Here is a 20,531-nt window from a genome sequence, read left to right on the forward strand (position 1 = left end):
CATATCCATATTTTCAATCTGATTCGCATTACAGATTTCCGGAATCATCGCAGTGGTATGATAAACAGCTTTGCTGATAGACATCAGGCTGTCCCCTTTTTTCACCGTATAATACCGGGCAGAACTGTCTGCTGTTCCGCCTGATATATCAGCGGCATTTTCGGATGTCAAATTATGACCTCCTGTATTCTGAGAAATATCTGATACCGATGCATCGGCTCCTGCACTCTGAGAAAGATTTGCGGACATATTCTCACCCGCATTTTCTGTCGCATTTCCTGTCTCTGTCGCACTATCACCCGTGCTCTGAGCACCCTGTCCCTTTTCATCACTGCCATTCCCTGCCTCTGTACCTGCAACTGATGCCTGTTCTGTTTCCTCCTGCATTCCTTCAGTGCCCGATGCCTGTCCATTTTCCACAGTACCGGATGCTGTGCCCTGTTCTTCCGCTATCAATTCTGAACTGTCATTGGCAATACCTCCCTTTTGTACATTTCCGGAAAAAGTCTGCAGCGTTTGTTCCAGTGTCTTCAGATTCTGATAATTTCCAATCTGTGAAATACCGGTTGCCGCCACCACTGCAAGAACTGCAATACCCGCCACATATACAAACGGTTGATATTTTTTTCGGGAAGGTTTTTCGTTTAACTTGTTCAGGATCGCCCGATAATTTCGTACCACATCTTCACGAGATGACACTTCACATTCCATTTTATTGCGCACTGGGTCGCTGTGTCGATTCTGTGCCACCAGGTATTCCTGCATTGCGGGATTTTTTTCATAATATACCGCATAGCCGTCCAGCCGCTGCAGTCTGCCCTGCTCCTGTACAAAAAATGTATCTGTACGATTTATCCTGTCCGACAAATACAAGAAACTGGAACCGTGTTCCTGCGTGGCATCAAAAAACTGCTGCATGGATGCTGATACTTCCTGATTACAGCCATCCAGTTCAAAATACCAGCCCAGCAGTTCATACTCAGAAAAATATTCCTTGATGCCCTGATATACGCTCTCCCAAAACAACTGCTGACGTTCCGGCGTAGAAACCGCTGCAAAAGGCTGTTCCTCATATTCACAAACCTGCCCGGCATCTGTGACAACTTCACCGGCCCGTGACACCTCATCTGTAACCCCATCCGGCTGCGCCACCTCTTCTGCAAAATATAATGCTGCATTTTGTATCTCATCAGACATCTGTTTTTCAAAATGCATATTGCTGTCAATGGCATAATTCAATGAAAATTCTACTTGTTGCGCACCGTTGATAAATATGTATTCCTGTCCTGCTCTTGAAAAATGTCTGCCCAGGAGCACTGCCGCCACAAAATCCGGATTTTTCTGTTCTTCCCGCAACGTACGGTGCACATAAGTATATACAAAATCTTCCACATATATTTTATACGTTTCTCCCAGTTTTCCCATCTGACGGATATTTTTCGGCAAAACAAACTCTCTGTCACGCTGATTTTCCATGTTCTATTCCCTCTTTCTACCATTTATACAGTCATAATGTTTTAAATTTCTCGGGGAATTTTACCATGGAAGTATTGTAAAACTTTGCCGCTTTTTGTAAAGAGACAAACTAAAACGAACTCCAACAAGGACATGAAAAATTTTCTGTGTCCGTTGCATCGCTTATCTCCGACCGCTTCCGCGAACTCGGCTGCAAAAACAGCAGCCTCAGACACACTCACGCGGTCGGGCTAAATGCAACAGCCACGACGAAAATTTTACAACGATCCTTTTGTTGGAGTTCGTTTCAGTTTTGTCTCATTTACGTGATGGCACCTCATGCCACGCATGCACACAAGCTGATGACATAATATTCGTTATGCCGCATGCGCAAATTTATATAGAGTAAAGAATGACACTGAAGTTAAAGTCATCTATTAACTATTTTAGATTCTGAGCCAGAGTGAAAAATCTTGTCGAGCGCGAAGCGGCATACTCTAAAAAGAACTGCTACACTGTTGTACTTTATAACATACCTAATTGTAGATCTGCACATGCAACACAACAAAAACTATGCTATCAGCTTATATGCATGTGTGGCACGCAGTGCGTCGTGTGAATGGCTGATTATTTCACTGTGTAAATATAGAAAACGAAGCATCCTGTCAGGGAAAACGACGTGAAACGAGGGTAGTGAGCGTCTAGCGTCCTGACAGGATGCTTCGTTTTTGTATTAAAAATTAAATTTCAGCCAACAACAAGACAAACAAGAATTTAAGACAGGAAGCCTTTTACTTTTTTGTAAATGCTCTCTGCATCCAGTTCGTATTTTTTGATCAGCTCTGCACCAGGACCAGACTCACCAAAGCAGTCATATACACCGATTTTCATTACTTTTGTCGGTGCTTTCTCGCTCAATGCATCACATACAGCGCTTCCAAGTCCACCGATAACGGAATGTTCCTCTACGGTTACGACTTTTCCTGTTTTCTGCGCGGATGCAATAACCAGATCCTCATCCAGCGGTTTGATTGTATGGATATTGATCACTTCTGCATCGATACCGTCTGCTGCCAGCAGTTTCGCTGCTTCTACTGCCTCATTTACACACAGACCGGTTGCGATGATTGTCACATCCTTACCCTCTTTTAATACAACACCCTTACCAAGTTCAAATTTGTAAGTTGCTTCGTCGTTGATCACCGGAACAGCCAGGCGGCCAAATCTTAAGTAAACCGGGCCTTCATACTCGTAAGCGGCACGAACAGCTGCTTTTGCTTCTACATCGTCACATGGGTTGATCACTACCATACCCGGGATCATACGCATCAGGGCGATGTCCTCGTTGCACTGATGCGTTGCACCGTCCTCACCTACGGAAATACCTGCGTGAGTTGCACCGATTTTTACATTTAAGTGTGGATATCCGATGGAGTTACGAACCTGCTCAAATGCACGTCCTGCTGCAAACATTGCGAAAGAACTCATAAACGGAACTTTTCCACAGGTAGCAAGACCTGCTGCGATGCCTGCCATGTTGCCCTCAGCGATACCACAATCAATGTGACGCTCCGGGAATGCTTTCTTGAAAATGGCTGTCTTTGTTGCACCTGCAAGGTCAGCATCCAGAACTACCAGATTCTCATGCTCTTTTCCGAGCTCTACTAATGTATTGCCGTAACTGTCTCTTGTTGCGATTTTCTTTACTTCTGACATAATGCTTCACCTGCTTTCTTTAATTCTTCCATAGCAATGGCAAATTCTTCATCGTTTGGAGCTTTTCCATGCCATCCGGCCTGATTCTCCATGTAAGATACACCTTTACCTTTGATTGTTTTTGCGATAATAGCTGTCGGCATACCTTTTGTCTCACGTGCCTCTTTTAATGCTGCTGCGATCTCATCAAAATCATTTCCGTTAATGTTGATCACATGGAAGTTAAATGCCTCAAATTTCTTGTCAATAGGATAAGGAGAGCATACATCTGCGATATTTCCATCAATCTGAAGCCCATTGTTATCTACAAATAACACAAGGTTATCCAGCTTGCGTGCTCCGGCAAACATAGCTGCCTCCCAGATCTGTCCCTCCTGGATCTCGCCATCACCAGCCAGTGAATATACACGGTAATCTTTACCGTCCATTTTTGCAGCCAGTGCCATACCAACGGCTGCGGAAAATCCCTGTCCAAGAGAACCACTGGACATGTCAATACCAGGAATATGTTTCATGTCAGGATGTCCCTGAAGCATGGAGCCGATGTGGCGCAGTCCTTCCAGCTCTTCTACCGGAAAATATCCTTTCTGTGCAAGTGTCGCATACAGACCCGGTGCTACATGTCCTTTGGAAAGAACAAATCTGTCTCTGTTCGGATCTTTCGGATTTTTTGGATCTACATTCATCTCTACAAAATACAGATAAGTAAAAATCTCTGCTGCGGATAAAGATCCACCCGGATGACCGGATTTTGCGCTGTGTACGCCGGTGATGATTCCTTTGCGCACTTCTACAGCAATTTTTTCAAGTTCTAACTTTGTCATAATGTGCTCCCTTTCTTATTTTGCCCCAACGGATCAGTTTTCTTATATTCTCAGTCTTGTTTCCTGTTATAAAAACAGATACACATTTTTGCTGACTATAATTCTACGCGTCCTTCCAGGGCTCTTAATAATGTAACTTCATCAATATATTCCAGATCACCGCCCACCGGCACACCGCTGGCAATTCGCGATACTTTAATTCCGGTCGGTTTGATCAGTTTGCTGATATACATGGCAGTCGTCTCTCCTTCCAGACTGGAGTTTGTGGCAATGATCACTTCTTTCACATCGCCCTGCAGACGCTGCATCAGTTCTTTCAGGCGGATATCCTCCGGTCCGATTCCAAGCATCGGGGAAATTGCGCCATGCAATACATGATACACACCATCATACTGTCCTGTCTTTTCATAAGCTGCCAGATCCCGGGGAGTTTCTACCACCATAATCGTGGAATGATCCCGTCCGCTGTTGCTGCAGATTGGACACTCCTCTGCATCTGTCAGCGTGTAGCAGGTCTTACAGTAACGGATATTTCTTCTGGCATCCAGAATCGTGTCCGCCAGACGTTCCACCCGCTCTTCCGGCATATTCAAAATATGAAACGCCAGACGCTGTGCGGATTTGCTGCCGATTCCCGGCAGAGAAGACAGTTCTTCAATCAATTTGCTGATCTGTTTACTGTAATAATCCATTAGAACGGAAAGCCTCCGCCCATTCCCATGCCGCCTGTAATCTTGGACATGGACTGCTGAGAAATCTCCTCCATTTTGCGCAGTGCTTCGTTTGTAGCAGCTACGATCAGATCTTCCAGCATTTCAATATCATCTGGATCAACTACTTCTTCTGCCAGTTTTACTTTCACTACTTCTTTTTTACCGGATACAGTCACTTCTACTGCTCCGCCGCCTGCGCTGGCAGATACTTCTTTTTCTTCCAGCTCTTTGGTTGCTTCTTCCATCTGACGCTGCATCTTCTGCGCCTGCTTCATCAGATTATTCATGTTTCCCGGCATTCCCCCCGGAAATCCACCTCTTTTTGCCATGTTGCATCCTCCTGTTATCGCAATTTTATTCGCGGTTATTCGTCTTCCACTTCAATATCCATGTGGACGATCTGTTCCAGATCGATATAATTCTCTTCGAATGGGCGCCCCGAATCATTTGACTGCATGACTACTTCAATCTCCTTACCGATCCGGTTCGAAATCCGCTCTGTGATTTCTGTCCTGCGACGCTCCTCCGACACATAAGTATATGCCAAATCGTCGTCAAACACCAGCATTAATTTATTTTCTCCGCCAAGACTTAAATGAGCACCCCTTAAATACGTAGCAGTCACACCCGGAAGTTCACGCACAATAGAACTCCAGCTTTTTACTACCTGACGGATGTCATCCGGGATTGCCTTCGGCATCTGCACCGGTTCTTTTATTTTCTTCTGTGCCGCCGGCTGACGCCCTCCTGCGGATACGGAATCCGGTGCTGCAGCGACAACCGTTACACCTTCTTCGACCTTTTTCTCCAACTGCGCCACACGGTCTGTCAGAGCATCCGGGGTTGTCTCCATGGACGGACGGCACAGTTTGATCAGTGCGATTTCTATAAGCACACGCTTCTGCGGTGCATATTTGAGCTGTCCGGACAGATCAGAAAAAATGCGGATATAACGCATGATCACATCAGCTTCGATCATGTCTGCCTCTTCTTTTAATAATGCCAGATTTTCACTGGACATGTCCAGTACATCTTCCATCTCATCCGAACTTTTGACCAGGAGAAGGTTGCGCAGGTACCATACAAAGTCTGTCACAAACTGTCCCAATTCCCGTCCCTGCACGATCAGATCCTCCAGAAGCTCGATGGCTGCCACTATATCATTTGCCAGAATAGAACGCAACAGACGGCTGAACACTTCTGTATCCACTGCACCAAGCACTTCCAGCACATGATCGTATGTCAGCGGTTCGCCCAGATAAAATGCAATACACTGATCCAACAGACTCAGGGCATCTCGCATGGAACCGTCTCCGGCTTTCGCCACATAACGGACTGCTTTTTCCTCTGCTTCTACGCCTTCCTGCTCCAGAAGATCCATCAGACGGGCTGAAATCGTCTCGATCGATATCCTGCGAAAATCATATTTCTGACAGCGGGACAAGATAGTAATCGGAATTTTATGGGATTCTGTGGTTGCTAAAATAAAAATAACATAGGATGGCGGTTCTTCCAACGTCTTCAGCAGTGCGTTAAAAGCTCCGATTGAAAGCATATGAACCTCATCGATAATGTATACTTTATACTTCCCCTGCGTCGGTGAATATGAAACTTCTTCCCGGATCTGCCGGATATTTTCCACACCATTATTGGAAGCCGCATCAATCTCAATAACATTCATGGAAGAACCTGCTGCGATAGCCTTGCAGGACTGACACTCCCCACATGGGCTTCCGTCCACCGGATGCTCACAGTTTACAGCTTTCGCAAAAATCTTTGCCACCGTAGTTTTTCCGGTTCCACGAGTGCCGCAAAACAGATAAGCATGTCCGATGCGGTCTGCCTTGATCTGATTTTTCAATGTTGTAACAATATGATCCTGTCCTTTTACATCCTCAAATTCGGACGGACGGTATTTTCGATATAAAGCCGTATAAGACATAGCGGCTCCTTTCTATGCTAACTCTTCAGAGCCAAGCAGATTTCAATCAAAAGTATGAATCATGCTTGCATGAATGAATACTTTTGATTGTAAATCTATTTGGCGAGAAGCCACATCGAGATGAAGCAAAGCGTAATCGAGATGGCTCTGAAGAGTATTATTTCTTTTTTTAATCTCCGAAACAGATACCTACGATTTTTGCTTCTTTGATCAGCTGGCAATCCGGCTGTACCATCTTCAGCTTGCCAGCCACCTCACCCAGAGGTACTTTCTTGGTCTGACCATTAATCATACCAACCATATAACCGTAATCCTCATCCAGAATCAGTTTTGCCGCATGTGCGCCAAGCTGTGTACAAAGTACACGGTCATAGGCACATGGACTTCCACCACGCTGCATATGTCCCGGAACAGTAACACGCACTTCATTTCCGGTGCGCTCCTGGATCTGTGCAGCCACTTCATAGGAAACGGACGGATATTTTGTTTCTTTTTTCTTTGCTTTCAGCTCTTTCTTGGAAAGCTGTGCATCCTCTTTGGAAATCGCGCCTTCTGCAACTGCCAGAATGGTAAATCCTTTTCCATCTTTGCTTCGTTTGTTGATTGCCTCCACTACTTTATCGATATCATATGGGATCTCCGGGATCAGAATGATATCAGCACCGCCTGCCACACCGGCATGAAGCGGAAGCCAGCCAACTTTGTGTCCCATGATTTCAACGATAAATACACGGTTGTGAGAAGCTGCTGTAGTATGGATGCAGTCAATAACTCCTGTCGCAATGTCCAGTGCGCTCTCGAAACCAAAGGTAATATCTGTACCATAAATATCATTATCGATTGTCTTCGGCAAATGAATGATATTCAGCCCTTCCTCCCGAAGCAGATTTGCTGTTTTCTGTGTGCCATTTCCACCAAGGATCACCAGACAGTCAAGATTCAGTTTATGATAGGTATGCTTCATTGCAGCCACTTTATCCAACCCGTTCTCATCAGGTACACGCATATATTTAAACGGCTGACGGGATGTTCCAAGTATTGTTCCGCCTTTTGTCAGAATTCCGGAAAAATCTTTGGATGTCAGCAGACGATAATTCCCATAAATTAATCCTTTGTATCCATCATAAAAACCATAAATCTCCAGTTCATCCAGATTGGCATTTAATCCTTTTACTACTCCGCGCATTGCTGCATTTAAGGCCTGGCAGTCTCCGCCACTTGTCAGCATTCCGATTCTTTTCATCTTTTCCGCTCCTCTCTCAATTCACAGATCATCTGTTTTCCCAGACATGACATCTTTCTTTGCACATCTCTATTATAAAGCAATCTGCGAAAAAAACACATTGTCTGTTCTGAATTTTATCAAAATAGCTACGGGATTACAAGACTAATTGCCCTGTCTGAAAAATTTACGAACCTTTTACAAAGTCTTTTCGGGGATTGACGAACCTTTGAAAAATGTTTATACTAATTAAGTCTTATTTTGGAGAAGTACTCAAGTGGCTGAAGAGTCTGGCTTCGAACACCAGTAGGTCGGTAACACGGCGCGAGGGTTCAAATCCCTCCTTCTCCGCTGAAAAAGGGAATGCAAAAACGATTTTCGTTGTGCATTCCCTTTTTTATTTCAGTCAAACAGATCTTCCACGCCACACCCCAGAACCCGGGACAAATTTACAAGCGTCTGCGCTTCTGCCTTTCGAATATCCTGCTTCCTCTGTTCATACAACTGCACCATGCGCAGAGATGTGCCTGATTTTTCGGCAAGCTCTTTCTGCGTCATACCGCAATTTTTCCTCATTCTCTGCAGGTTACTGATCTGAGCTGATTTTTCTTTCGCGATAATCCCATCTGCTACCGTAACAAATTTTGACAAGTCTGCCTCATGTAAGGTCGGATACATGGACAATATGCGTTGAATCGTCAGTCCATACTGCTGCAAATAGGAAAAACGATGTGCCCGATACCACTGATAATAGGCAAGGCTCCAGCCTGCCCAGTATTCCGGTGATTTATCAATTTCTTCGGAAGGCATCTGCGTCGGTCGGTGATCTTCCGTGCGATAGATTACTTCGATTGCAAGTTCCGGACCGGACAAGCCTGCCACGTATTTCGGGTTTCCCTGCTCAAACTGTTTTGCAACTCCGGAAGTCAAAAATTGCTCATAAAAACGCTCCGGATCATAATGAAGATCTACAAGTCCATAATCAAACATGTTTCCAAGGTTATTCATAGCATCATTCAGATAAGTTTCCGGATAAGCGTGCATCATCGTTTTTCCACTCCTCTCGTAGAATATCAATCAGATAAATCGCATCTGTAGCTCTCTTTTTGCTCCGTTCTGAACAAAACGCTTCCCTTGCGCCCTGATCGCGGTTCATCTTCTTCGGATAATAAGTCTCTTTTTCCGCATAAATAGCTTCCTGAAAAGTAAGATGGTGAAATGCCTTTTTACTTTTTAATACAATCTGTTCCCCTAATTTTCCAAGATACATTGCCTTTTCCAGCTGGGCAAGTGATAATGTATTATTCAAAAAAGCATTGGCAAATGCAAAATAGGAATCATCTGCTCGATAACCAATGATAATATCTTTGTCTTCGTATTCCGGCAAAAAAGTATCTAACATGTATTCTTTTCCTTCTGCTGCCAGATCATTCGATATTTTAAAAACACGGTTTTGCAACAACAATGATAACCAATTTAAAATATGATACCTGTGATCTGACAGATCCAATATAGTAAGTCCGCCAAGATCTAATTGATAACAATTGGCATATCCACTGTTTTCTTCTGTGCATGCCCATTCTTTTGCAAGATCCACATTTTCTGTACAGTAAAAACCCAGACCATAATCATTCCGCACATTTCCCGCTCCATAAACAGGCTGCTGTATTAATTTTTGTGATCCATGATAAATCGTAAGTTTTCCGCCCATACACGCACTCCTTTTTTCTGTCCAAAAACCATATTCAAGTCGAACGCACGTGAGACTTGGTGCGTGATTCTGGTCAGCGAAAGCTGACATATTCTTTTCAGAATCACTGCACTCTACACTTCGTTTCGGTCGGCGCAAAACCATTGTCTCCCAGACAATGTGCGCCCTCGCGGAGCGTTTATCTCAGTCGGAGATTGTACTCCCACTGAGAAAGACTTGTTATTACTCACCACTTGCAGAAGTGGGAGTCTTCTCGACTGAGATAAATAACATTTTTCATAATAATTATATCGTTACAGCGATACCTCTGTCAATAGATGTTATTTTCTCACATCCCGGATCATACTCGCTGCGACCATCACCGCACCGACGATCAGAACCACCAGTCCGATATTTTGTCCACCGAAATCCATCCAGTTATGAAAGTTTACACTTGGTCTAACAACTCTATTGTAAGCAACACTGATCAGCGTGTTGGCAAAAAACATCCATACACCACAAAGTGCAACTGTGATACTGGTTTTCATCAAGCGACTACATCTGATGTATCGGAGCACCACAAAAATTCCCCATGCAAGTATTGAAAAAACGGTCAGAACCCACAAGTTCTGAGCAATAATGACACCTGTCACGCCTTTCACATAAAACAAGCAGCCGAAAAATACCATCAAATAGCTTAACACTGTATCAAGTGCCATACAGATCAGACCTTTGTGGTGCAATATCGGCCAGTCATAATGCCAGCTGCATAAAATAATCGGCAAAAATATACCCAGCAGACCAAAGCTGACGCCAAGCAGTGACATGATCAGCCAGTTACCGCCCAACACAATCCGGCAAACACACAGCATATAAATGATCGATCCATAAAAACACCAGAAACACTTTTCTGCGCGTCTTGTTTTGGTCATCACCGGTACATTGATAAAAGAAAATACCATAGCAAGCCCACCGACTACGATAAAGAACCAAGAGAGGCGGTGCTCCGTCACAAGATTCCCGATAAAGCACGGGATTAAAACTGCCAGATAACAGAGATACGTCACCCATGTATAGCCTTTTAATATCCGCAGATATCCACGGGACTGCTCCTCAATCTCACGCTGATGCATATCATCACTGGCGGTCAGCAGCTCATGCTCTGACACATGTAAGATTTCACACAAACTGGTAACCAGTGTCATATCCGGATAGGACAGACCGCGCTCCCATTTGCTGACGGCTGATTCTGATACAAATAACTGTGTTGCCAGCTCTTTCTGAGAGAGTCCGGCGGCTTTTCGTTTTTCTTTTATATATCTTCCGAAATTTTCTCTTTTTTCCATTTCAGATTTGACTCCTTTCGATATCCCGCAAAGATGCTTTTCCCATTACCCACCTCTTAGCGCTCTATGCACCGGAAACGAGGGGATGTGCAGTGATTCTGAGAAGAATATGTCAGCTTTCGCTGACCAGAATCACGCACCAAATCTCACGTGCGTTCAACTTGAATCTGCCTTTAAAACATTCTTTGCTGATTTTTATTTCAGTTCTGTCCTGCAGGAACAACTACGACATTTCTGTCTGTGCTCCCAGTTATAACAGCAAAGCCCATCCCCGTCAATCTTTTCATGCAAAAAAAGGACTCGACCATTGGTCAAGTCCAGTGTTTCTGCGGGTTTGTGCCACTTCATAGTTTTTTCAAATCCAACTCTATTAAAATGTACCCTATAAATTGGACAGTTTCATTTTTTTAAATACACATCTCAAAAAATGTGCTATCTTGTCTTCATATCCAGACAGACCGTTCCAAAAAGTGGTTCTAAAACAGCCAGAATTTCTTCTCTTTTTTCAAAAACTAATGGCAGCTGCTCCGGTTTTACCTGAAGCTTTGCATAACCTTCCGGATGCCGGACTCTGAAATCAGAAAATCCCATATCCATCAAAGCACTTTCTGCCTGTTCCACCTTCTCCAACTGCTCTGCTGTGATCCGCGTCCCTGTCGGAATGCGGGTAGCCAGACAGGCATATGCCGGTTTCCGTGCAGTAAATAATCCCAGCTGTTCCGATACATCACGCAGCGCCGGCTTTGTAATTCCGCAGATCCGGAGCGGAGATAATACCTTCATCTCCTGCAATGCCTTCATACCAGGTCTGTCATCTGCATCATCAGAAGCATTTGTTCCATCTGCTAGACAGGTAAATCCAAGCTCCAGTGCTTTCTTTTGAATCTCAGAAAAAATCACTTTTTTGCAATAATAGCAGCGATTTGCCGGATTCTGTACGACAGCCTCCTGACTTAGCACATCCCGCTCCAGAATAGTCAGCGGAATCGCATATTCTTTGCAAAAACGAATTGCATCTTCTTTTTCAAATGTCGGCTGAAATGCGGTAGACACATAAATAGCCGTCATTTCTTTCGCATATTTTTTTGCCATATAGCATAAATAGGCCGAATCGGTTCCTCCGGAAAATGCAATAGCAATCTTAGGATACTTGATAAAAAAATCTTTTAATGTCATATAAATCCCTCTTTCACAAGCAACGCAACGCGAATACTAGTACATCGTTTCGTAAATAACTGTACTGGATATTTTTGTTCAAGTCGAACGCACGTGAGACTTGGTGCGTGATTCTGGTCAGCGAAAGCTGACATATTCTTCTCAGAATCACTGCACTCTACACTTCGTTTCGGTCGGCGCAAAACCATTGTCTCCCAGACAATGTGCGCCCTCGCGGAGCGTTTATCTCAGTCGGAGATTGAACTCCCACTGAGATAGATTTGTTATTACTCACCACTTGCAGAAGTGGGAGTCTCAACTCAGACTGAGATGAAACTGGCAACTCACACTGAAAGCTTTCTGCCAAAGCTGATTAAAACTCTTTTCGGCCGCTCTTATCCGGAATTCCCATCTCGATACGATATTTATTGACTGTACGGCGGGACAATTTGATGCCCTTTGCGATCAGCAGATCACTGATCGCCTGATCGCTATATGGTTTTTTCTTATTTTCACTGTCTACAATCTCCCGGATCATTGTTTTCATCTGCTCCGGTGTCTTATCCTCCATTCCATCGGTATTGCTGCTTTTTACTGCAACAGAAGTCAGAAAGTAGTTCAAAGGAAAGACTCCCCAGGAACATTGCAGATATTTTCCGCGCATGGCACGACTGATCGTAGATTCATGAAGATCCAGCTCTTCCGCCAGATCCACCAGCCGCATTGGACGCTTATGTCCCGGTCCTTCCAGGAAAAATTCATGCTGTCTTTCCACCAGAAGATGCATAACTCTGGATAATGTAGAGGAACGCTGTGAAATACAATTAGACACCCACTGCGCCTGCTGCACTTTTTCCTGCAAGTACTTTTTCGCCTCCGCATCCGTAGTACTCTGCATCATTTCCTGATAATAATTGCTGATGGAAAATCCCGGATATTGATACTCATTAATCAGAATCTCGAACTGATTTTCCAATTTTACAACCACCGCATCCGGACTAATGTATCGTAGCTGCTCCCTGTCACTGAAAGAACTTCCCGGCTTCGGATTCAGGCTACGAATCTCCTCACAGGCCTGCTGCACTTCTTCCAGGGAAACCTGCAGTTTCTTTGCAATGTTTGGTAAATGGTTTTTCGCAACTTCTTCCATGTAATGTTCAATGATCTCTACGGTCACGTCAGAATAATTCTTCTTCCTCTGAATCTGAAGCAACAAACATTCCTGAAGATTTCTGGCACCTACGCCCGCCGGATCCAGTTCCTGAATATCCTGCAGCAATTCTTCAACCTTCTCTTCCGAAACATTAAAATGATCTGCAACCTGCGCAAGTTCCCCGGAAAAATAACCACGGGAATCCAGCGAACAGATCAGATATTCCATGATCACACGCTCCAGTTCGGTATAATCTGCCAGCAGAATCTGTGCGTGCAGATATTCCTCCAGATTTTCCTCGGACTGTCTGCTGTCATGCCAGTTTGCTTCCATATTTTCCGCATCGCGCTCCTGCTGATAATATACACGATTCTGCAAGTCTGTAGACTCCAGCCAGTCCAGCTTCCGCTGAAGATCTTCCTGCTGCATATCCGCTTTTGACTGACTGGAATCTGCCAGCTCGATCACCGGATTCTCCAGTGCCAGCTTTTCGATATAGCCTTCCAGTTCCTGCGCGCTCATTTGAAGAATCTCCATGGACTGAACCATATGCTGTGATAAAACCTGTTTCTGGCTGAGCTCCATCTTAAGTTCCATTGCAAATCCTCTCTTCTCTTATGTCGTAATAATATTTGTATCCTTCCCCGCAGGGTATTTTTAATGACCTTATTTTACAATATTTTATAAACAACCGCAATGTTACTGATTTCGAAAAACACGCATTCTTACTCATTCTAAAAAATCGGTTCAAGTCGAACGCACGTGAGACTTGGTGCGTGATTCTGGTCAGCGAAAGCTGACATATTCTTCTCAGAATCACTGCACATTCTCGCGGAGCGTTTATCTCAGTCGGAGATTGAACTCCCACTTAGAAAGATTTGTTATTACTCACCACTTGCAAAAGTGGGAGTCTCAACTCAGACTGAGGTAAAAACAATTATTTCTGATATCCAAGAAATGCTCTTACACAGCTTAACTGTGCAAAATCTTTTGTTCCGAAGCCGTAACCGATCTCTTCTATTTCCATATGCATTTCTTTTGTATAAGTCTCTACAAAATATTTTAGGATAGCTGCCCCCGTCGGTGTCAATAATTCTCCGTCAAAACTGCTGCAGTATACCGGCATCCCCTTAATAATCTCGGCTGTGGCCGGTGCCGGAACAGGAAGGATGCCATGCGCACAGCGAACAGTGCCGTTTCCGACACAGACCGGAGAAGCCTGCACTTCATCTACGCCAAGCAGTTCAAGGGCAAGGCAGCTTCCAACCACGTCGATCAGAGCATCCACGGAACCCACTTCATGAAAATGGATCTGCTCCATATCAGTTTGATGAACTTTATTCTCTGCTGCTGCAATTTCACGGTAAATTTCCTCAGCATCTTTCTTTACGGTATCGCTCATATCCAGCTTTGAAATCTGCTCCAAAATAGCAGCAACACTTGTATGGGAATGATGACCATGTGCATGGCTATGCGCATGGTCATGATCGTGTGTATGTCCTTCCTCATGAGAATGAATATGCATTTCTTCATGAGTATGTACATGTTCTTCAGCATATTCATGTTCATGCTCATGATGATGTTCGTGGTCGTGAGTATGACCGTGTTCTTCTTCATGATGATTATGCTCATGGTGGTGATGTGCTTCTGTCCCTTCTTCGGTACCATTGATCTCCACCTTCATATGAATCCCACCGATTCCCTGTTTGCATATTTCCTGTGGAATCACACACACTTCTTCGCTGATCGCATTTAATTTTTCCAGAAATAGTACTTTCTGTTCTTCTGTGAGCAAACTGTATAATGCACCCATCAGCATATCTCCGGCAGCGCCTGTCTTACATTCCAGATATAATATTTTCTTCACACTAATCTCCTCCGCACTTATTTTACTTTATAAACTTCTGTATTGCATCTCCAAACTCTTTGATCTTGTCTAAATCATCGTCCTCAACAGCTTCTACGATACAGTGATTCAGATGATCCATCAGAATCACTTTTCCTGCATTATTAATGGCAGAGCGAACCGCTGCCAGCTGTATCAAAATTTCTGCACAGTCTTCTTCCCGGTCTACCATTCGCTTTACTGCTTCGAGATGGCCAATAGCTCTTGCCAGACGATTGGAAACTGCTTTAGAATTCGGATGGTGATGTCCATGTCCCTCTGTGTGGTCATGCGTGCCTCCATTTTCCAAAATTTGTGCATGATCATTTTCCTCTGTATGTGAATGTCCATGTGCCAGCCCCAATTCATGTGCCAGTCTGTGCGCCTGTTCTGCCACATCGGCACTCTGCTGTTTTTCCACCATTGACTTTTTTGCCTTTGCCATGTTCCTACCTCTTCATAATTTTGTTTGCCAGACATGCTGCGCCATATCCATTATCAATATTCACTACGCCGATTCCGTTCGCACAGCTGTTCAGCATGGAAAGTAATGCTGCCAGGCCACCAAAACTTGCACCATAACCAACACTGGTCGGCACTGCAATCACCGGCACTTCCACCAGACCGCCAACAACACTTGCCAGCGCACCTTCCATACCGGCAATTACAATGATCACATCTGCACTCCGGATCTGATCGATCTTACCAAACAGGCGATGAATTCCTGCCACACCCACATCGTATACACGGTCTACTTTATCCCCGAAAAACTCAGCTGTCAATGCAGCTTCCTCTGCCACCGGAATGTCGGAGGTTCCAGCTGTCACAACTGCGATCGTCCCTTTTTCCTCCTTTGGCACCGGTATCTTTCCTACCATAATGATTTTGGAAAGTTTTTCATATACTGCTTCCGGTGCAACTTCTTTTACCGCTTCATAAGCTTCCTCTGATGCCCGGGTCACAAGGATCCTTGCATTCTCATGCATCATATGTGTAACGATACCTGCAATCTGCTCCGGTGTCTTACTCTGACCAAAAATAACTTCCGCTTCACCGGTCCGCAGGTTCCTGTGCTGATCAATATTGGCATATCCAATGTCTTCATACGGCAAATGCTTCAAAGATTCTAATGCTGTATCCACATCTATGCTGTTGTCCGAGACCTTTTTTAATATATCTGATAAATATGTTACGTCCATTTTTTTCCTCCAACATCTGTATGATCAGGAATGTTCCGGCATTCTTGCTCCCAGATACGCCTCATGCAATGCATGACATATTCTCCAGCGCATCTCTGCAAGTCTAAATTTTGCAACTCCATAAATCCTGCAAAACATTTTTATGCCGATCATATTTTTCTTATTTTAACAGGATTTATGTGATTTTTCATCTATATTTGTTTCACTTTTTAGATAAATACATTTTTTGCTGCAAATAAAGAGCATCCACTCATGCATTTTTACAATATTTAGAATGTGACAAAAAGAGGACCGCTATTTTGGCATCTGTTCTTATACAAAATGCACAAATAGCAATCCTCTTTGATATGTCTGACCATCTGGCACAGCCGTTCCACATTGTAACGTTTTGCTCCTTATTCATTGCAAGATTTCTATCATTCTTTTCCCATCGCAGATGGAAGGTGTTATAATTTTGCTTCCTGATGGCTGACTCTCACCTGAAGCCAGTGCCCCAGACTGGTAATACACATCAATACGACCACCAGAAAAATTCCCGGAATCAGAACGATCCACCAGGCTCTCGACATCAGTGCTTTTTCTGCCAGAGACAGCATACTGCCCCAGGAAATCACATCCAGCGGCAATCCAATGCCCAGGAAACTCAGCGTCGACTCCGCCACGATCGCGGAGCGGACATTCATTACCACCATAAACATAATTGATGACACAAAATTCGGTGCCAGATGTTTCCATAAAATATGCCAGAAACTTCCTCCCATGCATTTTGCTGCAATCACATATTCACTGCTGCGCAGCTGCCGGACTTCAGTACGGATAATTTTTGCAATTCCAAACCAGCTTGTCAGTCCGATGACAATGGATATCGAGCCGATTGTTGCCTTTCCCATAATGGCCTGCAGGAAAATAATCAGCAGCAGATTCGGGATGCTTAAAATAATCTCCGTAAAACGCATTAGCAACGTATCCACTTTTTCTCCGGCAATTCCACTGATCGCACCATAAACAATGGCAATCACGGTAGAAAGCGCCGTTGATGCCACACCGATCAGCAGAGAGACCCGTCCGCCGTGCCAAATGCAGGAAAAAATATCTCTTCCCAGCGTATCTGTTCCAAACCAGAATTCTGCGTTCGGTGCCTTGGTATAATTCATCAGGTCCAGATAGGATGGATCTTTTTTGCAGATAACATCTGCAAAAACGCAGCCCAGCACGATGACCAGCAATATAACGCACGAAGCAACCGGCATCTTTTTCTTTCCACAGGCTGTATCTCTCTTTCTCTTCATCATAATTATCCCCGTTCACTTCGTACTCTCGGATCAATCCGCTCATTCATGATCTGTCCGACCATGTTGCAAAAGATCACCACTGCACCTGTCAGCAGGCACAGAACCATCAGCATATTGTAATCGCCGTAACGGGCGCTTTCGTAAGACAGCGTTCCGATGCCCGGATAGGAAAATACCGTCTCTACGATATAGGTGCCTCCCAGAATATGCGGAACAGAGATCGCCATCAGACTGATATAAGTCGGCATAATATTGCGCAGGCAGTGGCGGCGCATAATCTGTCCCCGGGACATGCCCTTTGCCTTACAAAGCAGCACATAATCCCGTCTGGTTTCCTCCAGAAGCCGGTTTCGGATCATGTAGGCGTAGTACCAAAGATGCTCCAGTATCACCACCGCCATCGGCATGATCAGATGGCGGATACGGTCTGCCAGATTCGCTTCCTGCCCGATGCTGTAAGCACCACTGCTTGGAAGGATTCTCCAGATCACACTGAAAAGCAAGATAAAAACCAGCGACAGCCAGAATTCCGGGATGCAGCTGGACAAAGTACCAACCTTGCACATCACACGATCAAATACACTGTTTTCTTTTGCTGCGCAGAGAAGTCCAAGAAGCAATGCCCCTGCAAATGTAATGACAAATCCAATTCCGCCAAGGATCACCGTATTTCCGATTCTCCCCCGGATCACCTGCGTGACCGGCTGCCGGTATTTGTAGGAAACACCAAAATCACCCTGCAACGCATTCTGCACCCACCGAAAATACTGCGTCGGAACCGGATCATTCAATCCCAGTTTTTCCCGGGTCGCTTCTTTTTCCTCCACACTCATCTTCTCCACACGCTCTCCATAATAAGATTGCAGCGGATCGGTCGGAGTCAGACGCGAAATCGTAAAAACAAGCACAGAAAGCACCAGCAGACTGCATAAAAATACCACTATTTTTTTCCCAATATAAAAAAACTGCTCTCTGTACTTCATAATTCCTCCATAGTCACGCGACCCGTATCTGCTTATTTGTCCGCCGGCAGACCGGCGTTCACTTGCATATTTCATTATCCGTTCTCTCTCTGCTCCTCCGCCCCGCCATAGCGTTTTCTGCTGCCGGGCAGCATCGGCACAGCCTTCAGCAGTTTTTTCGTATAAGGATGCGTCGGATGATAAAAAATGTCTTCTGTAGTCCCGACTTCCACCAGTTGTCCATGATTCATGACCCCCACCCGGTCGCACAGGAATTCTACCATTGCCAGATCATGTGCGATAAATAAAATCGTAAATCCGTGTTCCTCCCGCAAATGGCGGAACAGATTCACGATCTGCGCCTGAATGGACACATCCAGAGCCGCGACCGGTTCATCCGCCACCAGCAGTTTGGGCTCCATGGACAGCGCTCTTGCAATCGCCACACGCTGCCGCTGACCTCCCGACAGCTGCGCCGGATACTTATCCAGATACATGGATTCCATCCCCACATAACGAAGCTGAAATTCTGCTTCCTTACGTGTGCTCTCCCGCTCCGTTTTCCTGTGGCTGATCCGCAGCGGTTCTGCAATGATGTCAGCCACTTTCATACGCGGATTTAAACTCGATGCAGAATCCTGAAAAATAATCTGCCGCTGCGTCTGCAGCATTTTTCGATGTGACCGGAATTCTTTCTTATTACAGATATTGATCCCGTCAAAAAGGATTTCCCCTCCCGATGGCTGATAAATATTCATCAGACACCTTGCTACCGTAGATTTTCCGGAACCGGATTCTCCCACCAGACCGAAGATCTCACCTTTTTTCATAGTAAATGACACATCATCCACTGCTTTGGCGGGATGATTGCTGCCATGAGCAAACACATGCGTCAGATGTCTGACCTCCACCAGCGTTTCCTCCGATACGCAAAAATCAGGGGAAACCTGCCATTTTGTTTCCCCGTTCTCCTGATTTCGTATGATTGTCTCCTGCCCGCGAAACCTCGGATCCAGTAACCATGTCGCAGCAAAATGTGTATCACTGACCGGAAACATTGGTGGCTGCTCTTCAAAATCAATCGGCAATGCATACGGATTCCGTGCCGCAAAGGCATCCCCCCGGGGTGGATTGATCAGAACCGGTGGCATGCCTGGTATCGTCTTCAGGCTGCATTTCCCCCGGGCCATGGACGGATGCGCCTGCAGCAATCCTCTGGTATACGGATGCCTCGGATCTGAAAAAATCTCATCTTTTGTTCCAATTTCCACAATTTTACCTGCATACATGATCGCAACCCGGTCTGCAATATCTGCCACCACACCCAGATTATGCGACACAAAAATCATAGCCGTATGCAACTGTTTCTGAATCTCTTTCAGCAGTTGCAAAATCTGTGCCTGAATTGTCACATCCAGTGCTGTCGTCGGTTCATCTGCGATCAAAATATTCGGATCCGCAGCCAGTGCAACCGCCAGCACACTCCGCTGTCTCATTCCACCGGAAAACTGGTGTGGAAACCACTCACATCGCTCCTGTACATGATCGATTCCCACCAGTTCCAGCAGTTCTGTCACTCTGCGCCCGATTTCTTCCCGGCTCAGTGTCCGGTTATGCATGCGGATAGCCTCAGCGATCTGCCTGCCGATACGGACCGTCGGATCCAGTGCACTCATCGGATCCTGAAATACCATAGAAAACATGCTTCCCCGCAGTTTCTGCATTTTCTTCTCCGGATATGCCGCAATGTCTTCCCCGTTAACGGCAATACTCCCCTTCTCAATCCATCCATTTTTCGGAAGCAGTTTCATGATACTTTTGCACAGTACACTTTTCCCACAACCGGATTCTCCGACAATTGCCAGAACTTCTCCGCTTTTCAGGGAAAAACTGACGTCCCTGACTGCTTCCATTTTTCCTTCTTCTGCCGCAAAACTCACTGACAGATGTTCTATATTCAAAAGTTCTGACATTGCC

The 20,531-nt window shown here is 45.0% G+C and carries 18 protein-coding genes and 1 tRNA gene (1 of these 19 running past the window's edge); 1 reads left to right on the forward strand and 18 read right to left on the reverse strand.

Annotated elements, in window-relative coordinates; translation table 11 throughout:
• The 7 genes from ACIRUQ_RS13290 to ACIRUQ_RS13320 form a co-directional block, all read right to left on the reverse strand.
• A protein-coding gene (locus ACIRUQ_RS13290; protein ID WP_055290785.1) for a LysM peptidoglycan-binding domain-containing protein crosses the window boundary here: on the reverse strand, positions 1-1,476 show its 5' portion. 33 nt of this gene lie to the left of the window's left edge; only the first 1,476 of its 1,509 coding nucleotides appear in the window; it begins with the start codon at positions 1,474-1,476; its stop codon lies off the left edge, out of view.
• 753 nt (positions 1,477-2,229) lie between these two features.
• Positions 2,230-3,171 carry a transketolase family protein gene (locus ACIRUQ_RS13295; protein WP_055290783.1) on the reverse strand — a complete coding sequence of 314 codons (942 nt, stop codon included), beginning with the start codon at positions 3,169-3,171 and terminating at the stop codon, positions 2,230-2,232.
• Positions 3,159-3,995, reverse strand: a complete 837-nt coding sequence (locus tag ACIRUQ_RS13300) for a transketolase (protein ID WP_021737839.1) — start codon at positions 3,993-3,995, stop codon at positions 3,159-3,161. The genes ACIRUQ_RS13295 and ACIRUQ_RS13300 overlap by 13 nt, the downstream gene beginning before the upstream one ends.
• Before the next feature lie 95 nt (positions 3,996-4,090).
• A complete protein-coding gene (gene recR, locus ACIRUQ_RS13305) occupies positions 4,091-4,687 on the reverse strand; it encodes a recombination mediator RecR (protein WP_021737840.1) in 597 nt (198 codons plus the stop codon).
• Positions 4,687-5,037, reverse strand: coding sequence for a YbaB/EbfC family nucleoid-associated protein (locus ACIRUQ_RS13310; protein WP_021737841.1), 351 nt, complete (start codon positions 5,035-5,037; stop codon positions 4,687-4,689). The genes recR and ACIRUQ_RS13310 overlap by 1 nt, the downstream gene beginning before the upstream one ends.
• A gap of 35 nt (positions 5,038-5,072) precedes the next feature.
• The gene (gene dnaX / locus ACIRUQ_RS13315; protein WP_055290781.1) at positions 5,073-6,650 is read right to left on the reverse strand and encodes a DNA polymerase III subunit gamma/tau; all 1,578 of its coding nucleotides are present in this window, start codon (positions 6,648-6,650) and stop codon (positions 5,073-5,075) included.
• A gap of 169 nt (positions 6,651-6,819) precedes the next feature.
• Complete coding sequence (locus ACIRUQ_RS13320; protein ID WP_021737843.1) at positions 6,820-7,893, reverse strand: 6-phosphofructokinase; 1,074 nt, start codon at positions 7,891-7,893, stop codon at positions 6,820-6,822.
• A gap of 242 nt (positions 7,894-8,135) precedes the next feature.
• On the opposite strand from ACIRUQ_RS13320, the gene ACIRUQ_RS13325 reads away from it, so the two are divergent.
• Positions 8,136-8,223: transfer RNA gene (locus ACIRUQ_RS13325), tRNA-Ser, on the forward strand.
• Positions 8,224-8,274: 51 nt separating this feature from the next.
• Here ACIRUQ_RS13325 and ACIRUQ_RS13330 read toward each other — a convergent pair.
• The 11 genes from ACIRUQ_RS13330 to ACIRUQ_RS13380 all read right to left on the reverse strand — a co-directional run bounded on the left by ACIRUQ_RS13330 (position 8,275) and on the right by ACIRUQ_RS13380 (position 20,527).
• Positions 8,275-8,919: a helix-turn-helix domain-containing protein gene (locus ACIRUQ_RS13330; RefSeq protein WP_055290779.1), complete on the reverse strand. Its 645-nt coding sequence runs from the start codon at positions 8,917-8,919 to the stop codon at positions 8,275-8,277.
• Positions 8,885-9,583 carry a DUF3990 domain-containing protein gene (locus ACIRUQ_RS13335; RefSeq protein ID WP_044962571.1) on the reverse strand — a complete coding sequence of 233 codons (699 nt, stop codon included), beginning with the start codon at positions 9,581-9,583 and terminating at the stop codon, positions 8,885-8,887. Before ACIRUQ_RS13335 ends, ACIRUQ_RS13330 begins: the two co-directional genes overlap by 35 nt.
• Before the next feature lie 320 nt (positions 9,584-9,903).
• Positions 9,904-10,908, reverse strand: a complete 1,005-nt coding sequence (locus ACIRUQ_RS13340) for a helix-turn-helix domain-containing protein (protein ID WP_055290775.1) — start codon at positions 10,906-10,908, stop codon at positions 9,904-9,906.
• A 432-nt stretch (positions 10,909-11,340) separates the two neighbouring features.
• Positions 11,341-12,084 (reverse strand): ATP-dependent sacrificial sulfur transferase LarE, encoded by a 744-nt coding sequence (gene larE, locus ACIRUQ_RS13345; RefSeq protein WP_021737847.1) that lies wholly within the window; start codon positions 12,082-12,084, stop codon positions 11,341-11,343.
• Positions 12,085-12,436: 352 nt separating this feature from the next.
• Entirely contained in the window at positions 12,437-13,813 is a 1,377-nt protein-coding gene (gene rpoN, locus ACIRUQ_RS13350) for an RNA polymerase factor sigma-54 (protein ID WP_022035947.1), read from the reverse strand.
• A gap of 340 nt (positions 13,814-14,153) precedes the next feature.
• Positions 14,154-15,083 (reverse strand): LarC family nickel insertion protein, encoded by a 930-nt coding sequence (locus ACIRUQ_RS13355; RefSeq protein WP_055290772.1) that lies wholly within the window; start codon positions 15,081-15,083, stop codon positions 14,154-14,156.
• A 22-nt stretch (positions 15,084-15,105) separates the two neighbouring features.
• Positions 15,106-15,411 (reverse strand): metal-sensing transcriptional repressor, encoded by a 306-nt coding sequence (locus ACIRUQ_RS13360; protein WP_242831174.1) that lies wholly within the window; start codon positions 15,409-15,411, stop codon positions 15,106-15,108.
• Positions 15,412-15,550: 139 nt separating this feature from the next.
• Positions 15,551-16,300 (reverse strand): nickel pincer cofactor biosynthesis protein LarB, encoded by a 750-nt coding sequence (gene larB, locus ACIRUQ_RS13365; protein ID WP_055290770.1) that lies wholly within the window; start codon positions 16,298-16,300, stop codon positions 15,551-15,553.
• A 446-nt stretch (positions 16,301-16,746) separates the two neighbouring features.
• Complete coding sequence (locus ACIRUQ_RS13370; RefSeq protein WP_082432879.1) at positions 16,747-17,592, reverse strand: ABC transporter permease; 846 nt, start codon at positions 17,590-17,592, stop codon at positions 16,747-16,749.
• Between the two features lie 2 nt (positions 17,593-17,594).
• Positions 17,595-18,650 (reverse strand): ABC transporter permease, encoded by a 1,056-nt coding sequence (locus ACIRUQ_RS13375; RefSeq protein WP_341438308.1) that lies wholly within the window; start codon positions 18,648-18,650, stop codon positions 17,595-17,597.
• Positions 18,650-20,527, reverse strand: coding sequence for an ABC transporter ATP-binding protein (locus ACIRUQ_RS13380; protein ID WP_172679907.1), 1,878 nt, complete (start codon positions 20,525-20,527; stop codon positions 18,650-18,652). Before ACIRUQ_RS13380 ends, ACIRUQ_RS13375 begins: the two co-directional genes overlap by 1 nt.
• Between the last annotated feature and the right edge of the window lie 4 nt (positions 20,528-20,531).

The organism is Eubacterium ramulus (assembly GCF_045002895.1).
Classification (GTDB): domain Bacteria; phylum Bacillota; class Clostridia; order Lachnospirales; family Lachnospiraceae; genus Eubacterium_I; species Eubacterium_I ramulus.

Coding starts and splice junctions, on each gene's coding strand:
- ACIRUQ_RS13295 (WP_055290783.1), bottom strand. CDS start 3,171: ATGTCAGAAGTAAAGAAAATCGCAACAAGAGACAGTTACGGCAATACA.
- ACIRUQ_RS13300 (WP_021737839.1), bottom strand. CDS start 3,995: ATGACAAAGTTAGAACTTGAAAAAATTGCTGTAGAAGTGCGCAAAGGA.
- recR (WP_021737840.1), bottom strand. CDS start 4,687: ATGGATTATTACAGTAAACAGATCAGCAAATTGATTGAAGAACTGTCT.
- ACIRUQ_RS13310 (WP_021737841.1), bottom strand. CDS start 5,037: ATGGCAAAAAGAGGTGGATTTCCGGGGGGAATGCCGGGAAACATGAAT.
- dnaX (WP_055290781.1), bottom strand. CDS start 6,650: ATGTCTTATACGGCTTTATATCGAAAATACCGTCCGTCCGAATTTGAG.
- ACIRUQ_RS13320 (WP_021737843.1), bottom strand. CDS start 7,893: ATGAAAAGAATCGGAATGCTGACAAGTGGCGGAGACTGCCAGGCCTTA.
- ACIRUQ_RS13330 (WP_055290779.1), bottom strand. CDS start 8,919: ATGATGCACGCTTATCCGGAAACTTATCTGAATGATGCTATGAATAAC.
- ACIRUQ_RS13335 (WP_044962571.1), bottom strand. CDS start 9,583: ATGGGCGGAAAACTTACGATTTATCATGGATCACAAAAATTAATACAG.
- ACIRUQ_RS13340 (WP_055290775.1), bottom strand. CDS start 10,908: ATGGAAAAAAGAGAAAATTTCGGAAGATATATAAAAGAAAAACGAAAA.
- larE (WP_021737847.1), bottom strand. CDS start 12,084: ATGACATTAAAAGATTTTTTTATCAAGTATCCTAAGATTGCTATTGCA.
- rpoN (WP_022035947.1), bottom strand. CDS start 13,813: ATGGAACTTAAGATGGAGCTCAGCCAGAAACAGGTTTTATCACAGCAT.
- larB (WP_055290770.1), bottom strand. CDS start 16,300: ATGGACGTAACATATTTATCAGATATATTAAAAAAGGTCTCGGACAAC.
- ACIRUQ_RS13370 (WP_082432879.1), bottom strand. CDS start 17,592: ATGATGAAGAGAAAGAGAGATACAGCCTGTGGAAAGAAAAAGATGCCG.
- ACIRUQ_RS13375 (WP_341438308.1), bottom strand. CDS start 18,650: ATGAAATATGCAAGTGAACGCCGGTCTGCCGGCGGACAAATAAGCAGA.
- ACIRUQ_RS13380 (WP_172679907.1), bottom strand. CDS start 20,527: ATGTCAGAACTTTTGAATATAGAACATCTGTCAGTGAGTTTTGCGGCA.